The 16,237-nt window shown below is 35.8% G+C and carries 17 protein-coding genes; 4 read left to right on the top strand and 13 right to left on the bottom strand.

Features of this window, described 5'->3' with window-relative positions; all coding sequences use genetic code 11:
• Nucleotides 1–605: 605 nt before the first annotated feature.
• On the top strand, nucleotides 606–1,502 hold the full coding sequence (gene ypfJ, locus ACPF9A_RS14775; protein WP_423998171.1) for a KPN_02809 family neutral zinc metallopeptidase: 897 nt from the start codon (nucleotides 606–608) through the stop codon (nucleotides 1,500–1,502).
• Between the two features lie 36 nt (nucleotides 1,503–1,538).
• Here ypfJ and ACPF9A_RS14770 read toward each other — a convergent pair whose 3' ends face one another.
• The 8 genes from ACPF9A_RS14770 to aceB form a co-directional block, all read right to left on the bottom strand.
• Nucleotides 1,539–1,889: a DoxX family protein gene (locus ACPF9A_RS14770; RefSeq protein WP_423998169.1), complete on the bottom strand. Its 351-nt coding sequence runs from the start codon at nucleotides 1,887–1,889 to the stop codon at nucleotides 1,539–1,541.
• Between the two features lie 30 nt (nucleotides 1,890–1,919).
• On the bottom strand, nucleotides 1,920–2,588 hold the full coding sequence (locus ACPF9A_RS14765; RefSeq protein WP_423998167.1) for a peroxiredoxin-like family protein: 669 nt from the start codon (nucleotides 2,586–2,588) through the stop codon (nucleotides 1,920–1,922).
• 19 nt (nucleotides 2,589–2,607) lie between these two features.
• Nucleotides 2,608–3,252, bottom strand: coding sequence for a DsbA family oxidoreductase (locus tag ACPF9A_RS14760; protein WP_423998165.1), 645 nt, complete (start codon nucleotides 3,250–3,252; stop codon nucleotides 2,608–2,610).
• 4 nt (nucleotides 3,253–3,256) lie between these two features.
• Nucleotides 3,257–3,571: an EthD family reductase gene (locus tag ACPF9A_RS14755; RefSeq protein ID WP_423998163.1), complete on the bottom strand. Its 315-nt coding sequence runs from the start codon at nucleotides 3,569–3,571 to the stop codon at nucleotides 3,257–3,259.
• A gap of 96 nt (nucleotides 3,572–3,667) precedes the next feature.
• Nucleotides 3,668–4,216, bottom strand: coding sequence for a carboxymuconolactone decarboxylase family protein (locus ACPF9A_RS14750; RefSeq protein WP_423998161.1), 549 nt, complete (start codon nucleotides 4,214–4,216; stop codon nucleotides 3,668–3,670).
• 75 nt (nucleotides 4,217–4,291) lie between these two features.
• Entirely contained in the window at nucleotides 4,292–4,855 is a 564-nt protein-coding gene (locus ACPF9A_RS14745; RefSeq protein WP_423998159.1) for a TetR/AcrR family transcriptional regulator, read from the bottom strand.
• Between the two features lie 150 nt (nucleotides 4,856–5,005).
• Entirely contained in the window at nucleotides 5,006–6,637 is a 1,632-nt protein-coding gene (locus ACPF9A_RS14740) for an isocitrate lyase (RefSeq protein WP_423998157.1), read from the bottom strand.
• A 74-nt stretch (nucleotides 6,638–6,711) separates the two neighbouring features.
• Entirely contained in the window at nucleotides 6,712–8,310 is a 1,599-nt protein-coding gene (gene aceB, locus ACPF9A_RS14735; protein WP_423998155.1) for a malate synthase A, read from the bottom strand.
• Between the two features lie 126 nt (nucleotides 8,311–8,436).
• Here aceB and ACPF9A_RS14730 point away from each other — a divergent pair, with 126 nt between their 5' ends.
• A complete protein-coding gene (locus tag ACPF9A_RS14730; RefSeq protein WP_423998153.1) occupies nucleotides 8,437–9,915 on the top strand; it encodes a helix-turn-helix domain-containing protein in 1,479 nt (492 codons plus the stop codon).
• A 59-nt stretch (nucleotides 9,916–9,974) separates the two neighbouring features.
• On the opposite strand, the gene ACPF9A_RS14725 is transcribed toward ACPF9A_RS14730, so the two are convergent.
• The 5 genes from ACPF9A_RS14725 to ACPF9A_RS14705 are packed head-to-tail and all read right to left on the bottom strand — an operon-like array spanning nucleotide 9,975 to nucleotide 14,779.
• Nucleotides 9,975–11,237: a serine hydrolase gene (locus ACPF9A_RS14725; RefSeq protein ID WP_423998152.1), complete on the bottom strand. Its 1,263-nt coding sequence runs from the start codon at nucleotides 11,235–11,237 to the stop codon at nucleotides 9,975–9,977.
• 20 nt (nucleotides 11,238–11,257) lie between these two features.
• On the bottom strand, nucleotides 11,258–11,650 hold the full coding sequence (locus tag ACPF9A_RS14720; protein WP_423998150.1) for a hypothetical protein: 393 nt from the start codon (nucleotides 11,648–11,650) through the stop codon (nucleotides 11,258–11,260).
• 57 nt (nucleotides 11,651–11,707) lie between these two features.
• A complete protein-coding gene (locus tag ACPF9A_RS14715) occupies nucleotides 11,708–11,851 on the bottom strand; it encodes a hypothetical protein (protein ID WP_423998148.1) in 144 nt (47 codons plus the stop codon).
• Between the two features lies 1 nt (nucleotide 11,852).
• Nucleotides 11,853–14,051 carry a PEP/pyruvate-binding domain-containing protein gene (locus tag ACPF9A_RS14710; protein WP_423998146.1) on the bottom strand — a complete coding sequence of 733 codons (2,199 nt, stop codon included), beginning with the start codon at nucleotides 14,049–14,051 and terminating at the stop codon, nucleotides 11,853–11,855.
• A gap of 41 nt (nucleotides 14,052–14,092) precedes the next feature.
• Entirely contained in the window at nucleotides 14,093–14,779 is a 687-nt protein-coding gene (locus ACPF9A_RS14705) for a hypothetical protein (protein ID WP_423998144.1), read from the bottom strand.
• Between the two features lie 264 nt (nucleotides 14,780–15,043).
• Between ACPF9A_RS14705 and ACPF9A_RS14700 the strand changes: the two genes are divergently transcribed.
• The gene (locus ACPF9A_RS14700; RefSeq protein ID WP_423998142.1) at nucleotides 15,044–15,349 is read left to right on the top strand and encodes a hypothetical protein; all 306 of its coding nucleotides are present in this window, start codon (nucleotides 15,044–15,046) and stop codon (nucleotides 15,347–15,349) included.
• Between the two features lie 138 nt (nucleotides 15,350–15,487).
• Nucleotides 15,488–16,234, top strand: coding sequence for a polyphosphate--glucose phosphotransferase (gene ppgK, locus ACPF9A_RS14695; protein WP_423998140.1), 747 nt, complete (start codon nucleotides 15,488–15,490; stop codon nucleotides 16,232–16,234).
• Nucleotides 16,235–16,237 lie beyond the last annotated feature (3 nt).

Raw genomic sequence — 16,237 nt, 5'->3', positions numbered from 1 at the left:
CAACACATGCAGTCCAATTATATGCAATTTTACTATTAAACGACCAACCTTATTATCTATATCCAAAAATAAATTGACCCTGAATTTCATTGAAATTGATTTTTACGAAGGTTATTCATAAAAAAAATTCATTCTATACATTATGCTTATATGGTATGCACATATATTTTAAGAAGTGCTTTATGTATACTTTACTAATCTAATTTTAAAATAAGGCCAACCAATTCTCTAACAAAGTCGACTGCGATTTAAATGATATTTAAATTAATTGCATGCACTACCTATCTGGTTAGTTATAATTTTATTTGAGCACTTTACAAAAAGTAGATTTTGTAATTTTATTGCGGAATTATTAAAACATATTTAACAGAGGCACTAACTATAATAAGCCTGATAAACCTAGCTAACATATTGATTTAGTTAAAGATTCTAAAAATCGTTTGGTAAACAATTTAAATAATATGTTACAACTAATTCTAAAACTAATTTAAGCTTTGAAAATAAATGGTTAGCGGTGTAATTTGAATATCAATCATTTAGTGCTGTAGAGAATGAAAAATGAAAGGCTTTCAAAATTAAATACTAATTTTTAAATTAAAAATACTATGAAATGGCAAGGTAGGCGTCAAAGTTCAAATGTAGATGATCAAAGAGGTCAATCTAGTTCTAGAAAGAGTTTTAGTGGTTTTAACCCTACTCTACTTGCTCCAATAATCAAAATGCTATTTTCCAAAACCGGCTTGATTATCGCGGGACTCTTCTTAGCATTTTCATTCATAACCGGTAACAACCCGTTAAGCTTAATAAGTAACTTTTTAGGTGGCAACAGTCAGACTGTTTCTACAGAATCGTATCAAGGTACTGCGAAAGAAAATCAGCAGGCTGAATTTAGTGCAACTATTCTTGCCAGTACCGAAGATGTATGGAATAACCTTTTAGATGATTACCGCGAGCCTACTTTGGTTCTTTTTACAGGTTATGTATCGTCTGCTTGCGGCTCAGCCTCGAGTGCAACAGGTCCTTTTTACTGTCCTGGTGACGAAAAATTATATCTTGACTTAAGTTTTTTTCAAGATATGGAACAACAAATGAATGCACCGGGCGATTTTGCGCAAGCTTATGTCATTGCACATGAAGTTGGTCATCATGTTCAAAAACTAATGGGAATAACCACCAAAGTCGATAGGCTCAGGGGACAATTAAGCGAAAAAGAATTTAACAAATACTCTGTTCGTTTAGAGCTACAAGCGGATTTCTTTGCCGGCGTTTGGGCAAATCGTTCACAAAGCATGACGCAAATGATGGAAAAAGGTGATCTTGAAGAAGCCTTAAATGCTGCAAATGCTATTGGCGATGATCGCTTACAAAGACAATCAACTGGAAAAGTTGTACCTGACTCTTTTACACATGGCACTTCAGAACAACGTATTAGATGGTTTAAAAAAGGGTTTGATACTGGTGATATTTCTCAGGGTGATACTTTTAGCGCAACTGTACTTTAATTAACCAAGAACAACGTACTATTTTTTTTAAAACAGCTATATCCTTTTACTAAAAATATAGGAAACTACCAATGCCACCCAAGCAATTACCGCAGCCATCTGCTCTCCATCGCTTATCAATATATGTGCAAAAAAGGCTAAGGTAATCGCAAAGAAAAATGCGGAATATGCCCACTCTTTAATCACATGAAATTTCGGATTCCAAATAGCAAATAAACCAACCAACTTTGCCGTAGCGTACGGATAAATTAAATATGTTGGATAGCCCAAACTCGAAAAGGCTCCTTTTATAAATTCGTGATTAAAAAAGTACATGCCTGCGGAAAATAATATCACCAAGCTAAAAATACCTGTAGCGATGTAATAAATGATTCTATCTCTTTTCATGGTTAACAGTATTGGTGGTCAAATATTAATTTATTTCAGCTTATGTAATGCCTCTAAGATATCCGTCACTTCTGCTCTTTCGGTATAATCAGCATCTAAAAAGGCATATTGAATAACAGCATCAGTATCAATTACATAAGTCGCTGCCAACGGCAGTTCATTACTATCATCTCCATTTACTTCACTTAACCCAAATCCTTCTTCATAAATAGAAGCTACCTGATTGGTCAATGTATACACTACGCCATATTCTTTACCAACCACATTACCCACATCGCTCAACACCGTAAATTCAAGTTTATTTTTCTCTGAAGTAGATAAAGAATTATCTGGCAATTCTGGTGTAATAGCAATTAATGTAGCACCTGTTTTTTTAATTTCAGGAAGTTTTTCTTGTAAATAGTGCAGTGTAATGTTACAATACGGACACCAACCACCTCTGTACCATGTTAAAACAACTGGAGCGTTTTTCAGTTCCTCATATAATGAAAACCAATTACCCAACGTATTTTTCAACGTGAAGTTAGGTGCTTTGCTATTGACATTCAATGCGTTTTCTAAAACTCCCGATGCGGCAACACTTGAAATACCCTCAGCATATATCTGCTTTTTCTCTTCGGTAAATTTCGCTGCAGCTTCTTGGCGTTTTATATCTAACAATACATCTAGTTCACCTTTAATTTTATCTGCTTTACTCATAACCTGCATTTTTAATTTTCTATTCAGCGATCAATTCAGAAAGTACTTGTTTAAAACTAGCTACGGGTTGGGCTCCTGTTATGGCACTTTTCATGTTAAATAAAATAGTTGGTACGGAGTTTACACCCATATTCTTCCATTGCCCCTGTCTATTCCTTACTTCCTGACGGGCTTCTACATTATCCAATTTCAACAATGCTACCTCTGCATTTAAACCCACTTCTAATAGCGCTTGTTTTAAGACCTCTCTATCAGACACATCTTTTCTTTCTCCAAAAAATGAAGTCATTAAGCGTAATTTTAGTTCCGTTTGTTTCCCAAAATCTTTTGCATACTCCAATAACACATGAGCGTCGAAAGTGTTCGACATACGCATCTCATCAAAATAGTCGAATTTGAATCCTAACTCTTCACCGATATCGGTCATGTTCTCACGCGACTCTTTCTGCTGTTCTATAGTTGAACCATATTTTTCGGTAATATGCTCAGTAATATTCTGACCTTCTAGTGGCATACCCGGATTCAATTCAAAAGGTTGCCATTCAATCTCTACTTGATCTTGAATACCTAGTTCGTCAATTGCTTTTTCTAATCTCTTGTAGCCAATTGCACACCAAGGACAAACAACATCAGATACAATATCTATTTTTAATTTCTTTTTCATAATTCTAAAATGTCACCAACTCACTAATTTGAATCTCACCTTGTACATTACTATAATTCTTTACATCATCTGCAAATGTCGCTGCATGCTTACCAAATGAAGCCTGAAAAGAAGCTACATCGTCAAATTTTAAGTGTACAATAGCAACATAAGGCGCAGCCTCACCTGTTGCTCTTCCACCAACTCCCAAGTCAAGTTCCATATCTTTTATTGCACTGCCTACCAATTTAGATACCATTGGCAAATGCTTATTTTTGTAATAGTCAACATCGAATTTTACACCTTCAATATTCGGATACATTACTGATACTTTTATCATAATTTATTATTTAAATTAATAGTAAACCTTCCGAATATACAGAAGGCTTACATTACACAATTAACATGTGGTTTCTGGGGGAAAATGAAACCTCAATTATTTAGACCATGCAAACTTTTGAAAAGCTGCATCGACCGGTGTATTTGCAATATGATTTGTATAGTTACTAATTACCTTTTGAGATAATCCTAAAATAATTTCTAATACCTGAGCTTCACCATAACCAGCTGTGTAAAAAGCATCTAAATCTTCTTTTGTTACATTACCGCGGTTACGCACTATAGTTAATGTCATCGTTCTTAAAGCTTCTAATTTTGCGTCTGCTAACGGAGTTTCGTTACGTAAAGCATCTGTAATGGCATCATCAACCTTCATCATTTTAGCAATACCTGTATGTGCCGGCACGCAATAATGACACGCGTGTTCAACATTGATTGTTTGCCACACTACCGTTAACTCATCATTATCGAATGAAGTTTCAGTAAATAACTGATGTAGTGTTTGATACGCTTCTAATAATTTTGAAGAAGAAGCCAACACACCATGCAAACCAGGAATCATACCAAATGATTTTTGAGAGTTCTCTAATAATGCTTTGCTACCTTTTGGTGCAGATTCTATGTCGTGTACTTTTAAAGTTGTCATAATCTTATTATTTCTATTAATTATTATATTTATGTTAAATCTAAGCAACTGCTTAGTTATTGATTAAAAAAAATGCTACAAGTGTAAAAATGTAATCCTAATAATGCCTTTTAACTGTTCCTCTTTAAATACTTTTGATGAAATTGACAGACCTAAAAGAGCGTTCATTAAATAGTCAGCTTGTGCTTCTGTTTCTTTTACATCCCTTGAGTCGTCTTGTTTTAGGTTCCTTACAAATAGTTCTCTAATATTTGAAGAAAAACGTTTCAACGCCGCCATAATAACCGGACTCGAATCTTCTTTAATTTCGTTTACCGTATTGGTAACCAAACATCCTTTGAAAATTGCACCTTCTCTAGAAAAATCTAGAAAGTCAAAAAAATACTCTTTAATACCTTCTACCCCATTATTAGATTTTTCTAAGGTATTGGTGATGGCTTTGATTTGAGTATTATAAAGTTTAATACTTTCTAAGAATACACCTTCTTTATTTTTAAAGCTGGCATAAATAGAGAACTGGTTAATACCCATTTCTTTTTCCAACATACGAACCGATGTGCTTTCATAGCCATTACGCCAGAACAAGCGCATGGCCTTATCAATGACTTCAGTTTCGTTATATTGCTTTTTACGTGCCATTATTACTAATTACACTACAAAACTAAGCAAGTGCTTTGATATAAAAAAACTTTTAACTTTGCTTTGGCAATTTACACCTCAGAATAAATAAAATGAGCCAACCCGTAGGCCAGCTCATTTAAGATACATCAAAAAGAATAAGTTACTATGTTAAGATAATACGCCTACTTCTTTTTGAATCTTTTTCTTGCTGGATCCGGCATCGAATTGATTTGAAGTATTCTTCTCACCACCCGCTTTTAGTGCTTTTTCACCAGCAAAGAAAGATTTATGATCATCACCTAGGTCAGATCCGGCCATTCGTTGGTGCTTAACACAAGAAACGCCTTTACGAATTTCTTGTCTTTGTACTCCTTTTACATAAGCCAACATGCTTTCTTCGCCAAAATAACCTTTGGTTAGGTCGCTCATATGCAAAGCTGTGGTATGATAGGTCGGTAATGTAATTAAGTGATGAAAAATACCAGCATCTCTTGCTCCATCAACCTGAAACGTTTTAATTTTTTTATCTGCGCGAAATGATAATTCAGTGTCATCATAATCTTCTGACATTAAATTATTTCTATCGTACTCCGTCATATTCTCGCCTTCGGCAAGCATTTCATCATACGCCTGACCTCTGAAATTTAAAGTCCAGTTGAACGAAGGAGAGTTGTTATATACTAATTTGGCATTTGGTACCACCGATCTAATTCTATTCACCATATGGGCAATTTGTTTCACGTTTGGTGTTGGGGTTTCAATCCACAATAAGTCAGCACCATTTTGCAAACTGGTAATACAATCTAATACCACCCTATCTATATTAGTACCATTTCTAAATTTGTATAGGCCGTTTGGTAATCTAATTGGGCGAACCAATTTACCATCTCTTTTTAGAAGAACATCGTCTTCACGAGCATCTGTTATATCAATTTCCTCTGCCTCAACGAATGCCAAATATTGCGATGCCAAATCACCAGGTACTTGACTTACCGGTAATTTCTGAGTTAAACCTGCCCCTTCAGAATCAGTTCTAGCTACGATTACCCCGTCATCGATACCTAGCTCAATAAAAGCATATCTAACAGCATTCAGCTTGGCTACAAAATCTTCATGCGGTACGGTAACCTTGCCGTCTTGGTGCCCACATTGTTTAGCATCTGAAACCTGATTTTCTATTTGAATCGCACACGCACCTGCCTGTATCATTTTCTTTGCCAATAAATAAGTAGCCTCTTCATTACCGAAACCGGCATCAATATCTGCTATGATAGGTACGATATGTGTTTCATAATTATCGATCTGGTCCTGAACATCTTCACCCTTCTGCAATCTTCTGAACAAATCGTTCAATTCAATAGCATCTGCCTGGCGTAAAAAATCATAGATTTCTGCGATTAAACTAGAAACGGCAGTTTTTTCATGCATCGATTGATCAGGCAACGGTCCGAATTCAGACCGCAAAGCCGCCACCATCCATCCAGAAAGGTAGAGGTATTTTTTACTCGTAGTTTTATGGTGCTTTTTAACGGCAATCATTTTTTGCTGCGCCACAAAACCATGCCAGCAACCTAAAGACTGTGTGTAGTTCGAAGAATCTGCATCATACTCCGCCATATCTTTTCGCATAATAGCTGCAGTATATTTTGCAATATCCAATCCGGTTTTGAAACGATTTTGCGCGACCATTCTAGCAGCATTTTCTGGGTTGATATCGTTCCAAGTTGTCCCGTACTTTTGCTTTAGGTTTCTTACAGTCTCTAATGCCGAACTGTACTTACTTTGTTCTAAATTTTTCATAATTTTGAAATACGTTATTTATTATTGATAATGAGATCCTGTTCATTGTTGCCGCAATGGCAGGATCGTTTTATTTAAATGAATTTATAGGCAGGTAATGTTAAGAACTCTTCAAATTTATCTGTAACCACCAACTGATCGAACAGTTGTATCGCCAATTCAAATTTGGTGTTCTTCATATTATCTTCACCAACTTCGGTAATTAGTTTTTCTACTTCATCATCGAATATTTCCATATACAGACCTTTATTCAATTGGCGCCCATCTGCAAGAATAACTTCATTCTTCAACCACTGCCATACCTGGGTCCTAGAAATTTCTGCCGTAGCGGCATCTTCCATTAAGTTGTAAAGTGCTACTGCTCCATGCCCCCGCAACCAAGCCTCTGTATACAAAATACCCACATTAATATTTTTTCTAATTCCGTCTTCAGTAATAGTACCTCTTGGTATTTCTACTAAATCTTGCTCTGTCACCTTTACGTCTTCTCGCATTACATGCATTTGATTGGGCGTAGGCATATGTTTATTAAATTCGACCATTGCAACCTCAACCAAAGCAGGGTGCGCTACCCAGGTGCCATCATGACCATTTACCACCTCGCGCTCTTTATCTTTTCTTACTTTTTCAAAAGCTTCTGCATTCGCTCTTTCGTCATTCTTAATAGGAATTTGTGCTGCCATACCGCCAATAGCAAGTATGCCACGCTTGTGACATCTTTGAATAACCAATTTTGAGTAAGCATCCATAAACGGAGAGGTCATGGTCACCTGATCTCTATTAGGAACTACAAAACCCGTGTGATTTCTAAATTTTTTGATATATGAAAATATATAGTCCCAACGACCGCAGTTTAGCCCAACGATATGATTTTTTAGTTCAAAAATGATTTCGTCTAATTGAAAACTCGCTGTAATTGTTTCAACCAATACCGTCGCTTTAAACGTACCAAGAGGTACCTGCAAATAGTCTTGTGCAAATTCAAAAACTTCGTTCCACCAACGGGCTTCTGTATAGTGCTCTAATTTTGGCAAATAGAAATAGGGCGCTGTTCCATTTTCCATCATTGTTTTGGTATTATGAAAAACATACAGGCCAAAATCTACCAAACTTCCAGAAGCTTCCTCCTCATTTATTAGTAAGTGTCTTTCGTTTAGATGCAAACCTCTTGGTCGTACCAAAAGCACCGCTGTTTTTTCATTTAACCTGTATGACTTTCCCTTTTTAGTATCAATTAAACTAATGGTCTTTGTATTGGCATCCATTAAATTCTGCTGCCCTTCAATACTATTTTTCCAACTTGGCGAATTACTGTCCTCTAGGTCTGCCATAAATGTTTTGGCACCCGAATTAAGTGCATTAATAATCATCTTTCGATCTACCGGTCCAGTAATTTCAACACGCCTATCTTGTAAATCTTCTGGTATGTTTCCTGCAGTCCAGACTCCATCCCTAATAGATTTAGTCTCTATAGGAAAGTGTGGATACTTACCACTATCAAAGACTTCTTGCTGTACTTCACGGTTTTTAAGTAGCTCTAATCTTTTGGTGTTAAATTTCTCATGTAGTGCTGTAAGAAACTCTAAAGCACTGTCTGTTAGAATCTCAGGATAGTAATGATCTACCTGATTAGCGAACTGAATTTTCGAATGTTTTAAAATCGTGTTTTCCATTGTAAAAAGTTTTTGTTGACACAATGATAAAATAAAATACTTTAAAAAACAAGCGAACGTTCGCTAAGTAGATAAAATACACTTTTTTTATGTTGTCCGCAAAATGTAGTATCTTTAAAACATATTATGGAACAAGAATATATTAAACTTATTTTCGGTCTAAAACTGAAGCAAATACGAACCGACAAGAATCTGTCTTTATTTGGATTATCTAAAATATGTGGACTTTCAAAATCGTATTTGAACGAAATTGAAAAAGGAAAAAAATATCCGAAGCCAGATAAAATCATTTTACTGTCAGAAAAATTAGATGTGCCGTACGACCAAATGGTGTCTTTAAAGTTGGATAAAAATCTGGCACCTATAGGAGATTTACTACGCTCAAAAATTTTAAAAGAGATTCCTCTTGAATTATTTGGCATAAAAGAGAGCGACCTAATAGACATTGTTGCTACGGCACCAGCAAAAGTCAATGCCTTTATAAGTACCATTATAGAAATAGCACAGCACTATAGTTTTAGTAGAGAAAGCTTTTATCTTGCCTCTTTACGCTCTTACCAAGAAGCGAACAATAATTATTTTGAAGATATAGAGCAGCAAGTTTTAAAATTTGCCAAAGCCTACCATTTAGATCTAAACAAAACACTCTCTTCAAAAGATTTGGAAGAAATATTAACAGAAGAATATGGATACACAATTAATAATGGGGAAATAAAAAAATATGAGGCCTTAGAAAATTTAAGATCGCTATTTGTTCCTGAAACCAAAATATTGTTGCTCTCTGCCGATATTAACGAGCCACAGCGCACTTTCATCTATGCAAAAGAAATTGCCTATAACTTTTTAGCTTATACTGATAGGTTATATTCTTTTCCTTGGATAAAATTTGAAAATTTCGACCAAGTTTTAAATAATTTTTATGCGTCGTATTTTGCCGGTGCACTTGTTATACCTAAAACTCGTCTTGTCCCTAAAATTGAAGAGGTGTTTTCAGAAGAGACTTTTGATCCTAATAAATTCTTAGCACTCATTAACGGTTTCAACGCCTCTCCTGAATCTGTTTATCAACGACTAACTAATATTTTACCGAACTCCTTCAACATACAGAACTTATTCTTTCTCCGTTTTACCCATCGATTAGGTAGTACAAAATACCATCTTAAAAAAGAGCTGCACCTATCTCATCAACATTCGCCTAGAGCTAATGAAACCAACGAGCACTACTGCCGACGTTGGGTGTCGTTAAAAGTTTTGAACGATATTAAAATGAGCCAGAAAGACCATGAATTTGATTGCCAAATATCTGAGTATGATGGCGATGACAATAGCTATATTGTTTTCTCTTCTGCAACAAAAGATCCGTTTAAGGACAATCAGTACAGAAGTATTAGTATAGGTTTGCTCATGAATAAACAACTAGAACGCAAAATCAAATTTTTAAACGACCCAAAATTAAAGTCTCAAAAAGTGGGCGTTACATGCGAGCGTTGTGCCATTAAGAATTGCAAGGAGCGCCAAAATTCAGCTGTTGTTCTAGATAGGGTAGATAAAAATAAAAATGTAGAATCTATTGTAGAAGAGTTGCAGGCGAAGTTTCAGTCTTAATTATAATATTTAATCAAGACTACCCACATCTAAACACCTACATCTTTGCCACTAATAATTTACCCCTTTCTAATAATTTTATCAATATTACCCGCTAAATACATATGATCACTTGCAGAATTTTTACGAAGTACGTTCGTCATTAACACCACCATATACCTACAATTATCTGGATGCTCAACAATGATAACAGAGTTCATAAAATTGGTGACGTTACCCATATATTTTCCACAAGCTTCACCTTTGCTTCTATCGCATTTGTACAAGGAGCCCGATTTAAAATACACTGCCGCTTCTTTCAAAACTGGCGATTGTGCGTAACGAATTCTACGATCGGTCATATACATTAATCGCTTCATTTCTAAACTAGAATCTTCATCGACTACTTTACCTTGCTCTAACTGCACCAAGAATTTCATTAATCCTTGCGGAGAACCAATACTACCACCTTTATCACCAACATAAGTATTTGGACCTCTAGTGAAGAAACTACCCAACCTCCACTCGTCTGAAGTAATACCTAAATCGCGCAGTGGCAAATTGACCACATCATTACTTAAATCGGTCAAGTCTTTTCTTGGCGTCTCTTTAAAATAGGCATCCGTTTCTTCTTGAGTTAAGTCGGGATATTTCTCTCCGAATGCAGCCATTAATAATACCTCTCTCCATACAATACTTGCAGCACCATTGTTACTCACCGACAACATGTGATCTGCCCATTCGTATAAAGTGAACACATCGCTGGCAATTACTTGACGTTTCACCAACGTATTCTTTTCAATATTATAGATAGGAATAGTATGTTCATCTGTTAAGCCCCATATTCCTGCTTTTACAGATTTATTTTTTAGCAGCTCCGTTCTTTTCTCGAATGAATCCGGGTAAATTTTTTCTAACTGCCTAAATAATCCTAATAAGACAGCCAATTTACCAACACTACCTGGCTGATAGCCTGCCGTTTCATTTCGTTCGGCATAACGAACATGTTCTGGGTCAGAAATATCCAAGACCGTTAAGGAATAACTTTTATCCAATCCGCGGAAAAGTGCACTGATTTCTTTCTGAAAATCTTCGTTCACCTGCATCAATCCCATTGCGCTATCATTCTTTCTTGATAGCAAGTTCAATTGAATATCGCTGTACGATTTCATTGCTCCGGCAGGCAATGCAGATGCATCTTTGATCTCTCCGTTTTTTATCATCTCTAAACGCTTTAAACGTTTAATACCTGTGCGCTCGTAACCGTCAATTGGGTAATATTTGTATGTTGTAAACGCAGATGCACTTAACACAACAATTAACAATACTATAATTTTCTTCATAATCATATCAATACTAATTCTTAAAAACTCTTATATGTAACATCAAATCGACCATCGGTTATATTAACGAATCGACCATTGCCATCCACAGCTGAAAAATAAAAAGTCCCAGATATAAACTTTTTTTCTTCATCAATTTTAATGATTTCCAGAACTCCACCAATGTTTTCATTAGAGTAAAATTCTGACTCAATTATTGCGCCGCTAATTTTTTTATTAATCCAACAAGAAGCATTAGCAATGGGAATATCGTTACCTTCTAATATAGTTTGTGAAAGGGAATATTTACCTTCGGTTAAAGGCTCTAAACCATTATATAGTTCCAATGTCATAGAGACATATCCATCTATATCATTATGAGACCACAAAGCAAATCGATACCCTTCAAAAATTTCACCATAAGTCAATTGCAATTTTGGGGTATTTGCACAGTCTAGACAAAAGCTCCCTTTTTTCGGCACATACACTTGTCAATTAATAAGACATCCAAAGGTATTTAATCCTGCAGTGGTTATCGCCGGCAGTTCTTCATCAACCCCATCGTCGTCATCTAAATCACACCCAGTAAAAACAAGAAACAATGAAGCAATTAAAAACAAATAGATCTTTTTCATATTACAATTTTGTGTTTAACGAGATTTCTTTCTCTGTATTAATTTTCGGAGTAATAGATTCTAGATACCCAGAACTCAACGCTTTTTTATTCTCAACAAATGGTCTAATTTGAAACAACCATAATTTATCTTCTTTAAAACCAAGCTCTACATCATAAGCACCTTCATAATCTGAATTCGTTTCTTTAGGCAAGGTTTCACGAATAGTTTTCGCCAAAGTCTTAATTTCGACCATGTTCTTTTCATTCACTACCCTATTCTGAAACGTAGCTGCCTTTTTACCAGTACCGCCAGTTGCAGGTAAGGTGTTATACATTGGCTCGCGTGCCGGCGCCAATAAACGATAGCCATTACTATCATATATAGTATAGGTTTCTGCGGACTGACCATCTACGGCACCACCTGCACCTCTACTAAAAGCAACTGTTAAATCTTTATCATTACCAGAATTGATACCCTTGGTTATTAATACGCCCGAGTAATCTACATCTACACTTGGTATCACCAAAATAGAAGGAAAAACATTCTCAGGATTCAACAAATACACTTGTCTCCATTTAAAGCTACGTTCGGTATATGGTGAAGCCCACACATCTTTTATACCTTCTAAAACTTTCTCTTTATCTAACACATTAAAAAGTGTCAAGTTTAATCCTGCACCAGTAAACTCCTTTAAATCCTCCATATTGGTATCGCTACGCAAGAACACGGGAATTTTTCCGAAGTCCGACCCAAGAACAGATTTGAATTTGCTTTCAAGCTGATTCATAAAATCTTCTTTCAACGGCATTTTTTTGATAGCACCTCTTAAGGTTTCTAATTGTCGTAATTGATAATTCTCAACTTCAGGCTCTGGTACATCTGCATTTCGCATACGCTCGGCTTCTTTGAACATGGCATTCAAATATTCCCAATACGAACTACTCTCGCCAGGCATTTGCTGATCCATGTGATCTCTGAAAATTCCGAACGGAATCACCAATCCCTCAACTACCTGCTCAGGAAACATCTTTTTCAACTGACCTAGGTTGGCAGCTTTTGGTCCGCATAAAGCTCCCGAATCGCTAGCATCAACATCGCGCATGTTCAAAACATCGGTATTGCCCAATTGAATCTTTTCAACAGGCACCTCGATCTTATAGGTATTACGTTCTTTTTTCACAAATAGTCCGCGTTCTTGATCCGTCATCTGAGATTCTGGTTTCAAGATTACATTACCTTTATTAGAAACCGCATAAAATACACGCTCGCCATTATATTTCTTTAGACTCTGTAAATTCTGATCAGATAGTGCGGCATTTGGTATCCCTAAATTACGTGCCAATAATTGCACGTGCGACACCATATTACCTTCAGCCACCGTAGCAATACCCGCAACAGGTTTTAAGTCTGACGGTGAGCGTTGAAAAATATAAATTTTATCTGCCGACACTTCAATATCTTCAGATGAACCATCAACAACAACCAACTCGCCAAAAGCATACCCAGGGTTCAAGCCCCTGAACGCACTTTGGTCAGCAACATCCATCACTTTATTGGTCAAGGCAGATTCTTTAGAAATAAAATCACCCAACTCACCAACGCTTTGCCCTAAATGTAATGCTACCGAACCTCTAATTCTATCATCAATAAAGGCATACGATTTTGGTTCAAATGTGGTATACGTATTTACTACTTCTTGGTAATTTGCTTTTACCATGGCTGCACTCCATTCTACTGCTGCTCTTGCCGTTTCTAATACTTGCGTTAATTCTGCTAAGCTCAATTGATCTTGATTGAACTTACTAAGAGTACCAGCAACCTGCTCCCATTCCCACAGTTCTATATATCCTGCGCCAACCGATGCCGTTGTTAAAGCACATATTTTCTCTAACTGTTCGCTTACCGTTGTAGGTTCCCAATTAGGCGCATTTTGAAATAACAGCTCTTCTAATTTTAAAGAAATATCAAGTAATTGTAATCGTGCTAAAGGCCGCTTTTCTGTAAGCAGTTCTTCTCTGATTTCTAAAAGTAACTGTGCCGTTTCATTTACTGAGTAGGAAGGCGCTTCATTATTCGACCTGCCGTTTACAAATGATTGCACCTTATCGCCTAGTGTTGTTCCCTTTATTAATTTTGATTTGTTCAGCAATGCCTGAACATCTACCGGCGTAAAGAAAGTTTGCATGGTAACTACTAGTCCGTCTAACTTTTTATTCAAATCGGTAGTTAGCGATTTCTGATTCTTAGCTTTAAAATCGATTACTTTTTGAATATCTGACTTTTCGGGCTGACATGAATTTTTGTTCTCAAATCCATAAACGGAGTATATAAATCTGAGACTACTTTCGATTCGCTTCTCATTAACTGCGCTACATTATCATCGCCGTTATGCGGAATATCTTTTAATGATTGGCGGATAAAATAGAAGTTATCGGCAACTACAGCATCCTTTGATAAAATTGATTTATAGAAATTGATTCCCCAAGCTTCTTCGTCTTCTACCTGAACAGAACCTCTATAAAACTGTCCTTTTTGATTGATCCATCCGTCATCGACCAATCTCAAATATTTATCTAACTGATATTGTTTTAGACGAGAATGGTTATGGTCGGTATCCCAAAGTTCATCTATTGATGTGTAAGCCAAAATCTGACCTAAATAAATATGATTGCTCTTACCTAATGCAACCACTTCATCTTTATAACGGGCATGCTGAACCCCAGGACCTATATTTTCTGGACAAGGGTCTTTAGGCTGACGAATACTACCATCGGTACAGAACCATCTAATGTCTTTATATGGTCCACGTATATCGCTCTTATACTTTATAACTAGAGATTCGATTTGATCTGCAGCTATTGGTGATTGCGCTTGAGAGGTATGTATAAATGCAAAAAACGCGGTAAAAAGTATACCGAAAAAGGATTTTAATTTACTGTTCTTCAATTGTATAATATTAGATTATTTACCAAAGGTAGTATGTAATTACACTATTATACACGGTTAAAGACAAATTATTTTAACACCATAAATAAAAAATACAAGACTGACTTACAACGATTTAAGATTTAAAAAAAGATTCATAATAAAATGATAAAATAAATCGTTATTCAACTAATTAGATTTCATTTGCAAGAACTTTTCAAACCTAAAAAGCAGATTTGAAAATTGGACAAAAAAAATCTATACTTAACTTAACAAGCAAAAAAAATGAAATCAATTTTAATAGTATTGTTCGTTGCAATTTCTTCATTGACAACCTTTGGTAAAGATACCAGCACTATGAACGGAACGTATGAAGGTTATATTAATGGCGCATATGTTTTTTCTGATAATGAAGGCAGCACTGCAGAGTTCAACAACATAACAGATGATGTTGCGAATGAATTCGATTTAAACAGTCAAAAATTTGTTGGTAAACAATTTACCATCACATTCATTGTTGAGTCTGAACTAGACGAAGACGATGAAGAAATTCAAGTTAGCACGATAGTCGAATTGCTAATGCCAATGTAAAAAACAGAAAGGACCTAGTTAGGTCCTTTTTTTATACCCAAAAATGAATGGTCATTAAAGTGAAAATCGAACAATAATAATCGCACTTCAAAGAGCCGATTCTTTTTCGTTTCTTTGTAATCCATAATAAAATATAAAATGACTTTACTAGGTATTGATGTAGGTGGTTCTGGAATTAAAGGAGCGTTAGTTAATTCGGAAACCGGAGAAATGCTCTCTGAACGTTTTAGAATAGTGACTCCCATACCAAGAACACCAGACGCAATGGCCGATGTAATTGCTCAGATTGTTACCCATTTCGACTATAAAGGTAAAGTGGGCTGTGGTTTTCCAACAATTATAAAAAACGGAGTTTGCAAAGCAACCGGAAATCTTCATAAAAGCTGGCTAGGCGTAAATGTCGAGGAATTGCTAGAAAAGAAAACCGGTTTAGATTTCACCGTAATCAATGATGCAGATGCTGCAGGTTATGCAACCATGAATTATGGTATTGGTAAAGGAGAAAAAGGTTTTGTTGTTATGATTACCATTGGTACCGGTTTAGGTAGTGGTGCCTTTTTAGATGGTAGATTAATCCCTAATTTTGAATTAGGCCAGATACCTTATAAGAAATACTCAAAAATAGAAAAGTGGGCAGCAGGATCGGCAAAAGATCGCGAAGGCCTATCGTATAAAAAATGGGGAAAAAGATTTAATACTTTTTTAGAATATGTAGAATTGATCGTTTCACCAGACTTAATTATTATTGGCGGTGGTGCATCAAAAGATTTTGAAGAGTTTAAATCTAAGATTAATATAGAAACTAAAGTTGTCGCGGCAGAGCTTCAAAATCATGCCGGTATTATAGGTGCTGCGGTCGCCTCTCAATACAAAGTAAAAAAATAAAAA

The sequence above is a fragment of the Maribacter sp. IgM3_T14_3 genome, assembly GCF_049603095.1.
Lineage (GTDB): Bacteria > Bacteroidota > Bacteroidia > Flavobacteriales > Flavobacteriaceae > Maribacter.
This window is presented reverse-complemented; position numbering and strand designations above follow the sequence as displayed.

Coding starts and splice junctions, on each gene's coding strand:
- ACPF9A_RS14700 (WP_423998142.1), top strand. CDS start 15,044: ATGAAATCAATTTTAATAGTATTGTTCGTTGCAATTTCTTCATTGACA.
- ACPF9A_RS14765 (WP_423998167.1), bottom strand. CDS start 2,588: ATGAGTAAAGCAGATAAAATTAAAGGTGAACTAGATGTATTGTTAGAT.
- ppgK (WP_423998140.1), top strand. CDS start 15,488: ATGACTTTACTAGGTATTGATGTAGGTGGTTCTGGAATTAAAGGAGCG.
- aceB (WP_423998155.1), bottom strand. CDS start 8,310: ATGGAAAACACGATTTTAAAACATTCGAAAATTCAGTTCGCTAATCAG.
- ypfJ (WP_423998171.1), top strand. CDS start 606: ATGAAATGGCAAGGTAGGCGTCAAAGTTCAAATGTAGATGATCAAAGA.
- ACPF9A_RS14755 (WP_423998163.1), bottom strand. CDS start 3,571: ATGATAAAAGTATCAGTAATGTATCCGAATATTGAAGGTGTAAAATTC.
- ACPF9A_RS14770 (WP_423998169.1), bottom strand. CDS start 1,889: ATGAAAAGAGATAGAATCATTTATTACATCGCTACAGGTATTTTTAGC.
- ACPF9A_RS14745 (WP_423998159.1), bottom strand. CDS start 4,855: ATGGCACGTAAAAAGCAATATAACGAAACTGAAGTCATTGATAAGGCC.
- ACPF9A_RS14760 (WP_423998165.1), bottom strand. CDS start 3,252: ATGAAAAAGAAATTAAAAATAGATATTGTATCTGATGTTGTTTGTCCT.
- ACPF9A_RS14750 (WP_423998161.1), bottom strand. CDS start 4,216: ATGACAACTTTAAAAGTACACGACATAGAATCTGCACCAAAAGGTAGC.
- ACPF9A_RS14715 (WP_423998148.1), bottom strand. CDS start 11,851: ATGAAAAAGATCTATTTGTTTTTAATTGCTTCATTGTTTCTTGTTTTT.
- ACPF9A_RS14725 (WP_423998152.1), bottom strand. CDS start 11,237: ATGAAGAAAATTATAGTATTGTTAATTGTTGTGTTAAGTGCATCTGCG.
- ACPF9A_RS14740 (WP_423998157.1), bottom strand. CDS start 6,637: ATGAAAAATTTAGAACAAAGTAAGTACAGTTCGGCATTAGAGACTGTA.
- ACPF9A_RS14730 (WP_423998153.1), top strand. CDS start 8,437: ATGGAACAAGAATATATTAAACTTATTTTCGGTCTAAAACTGAAGCAA.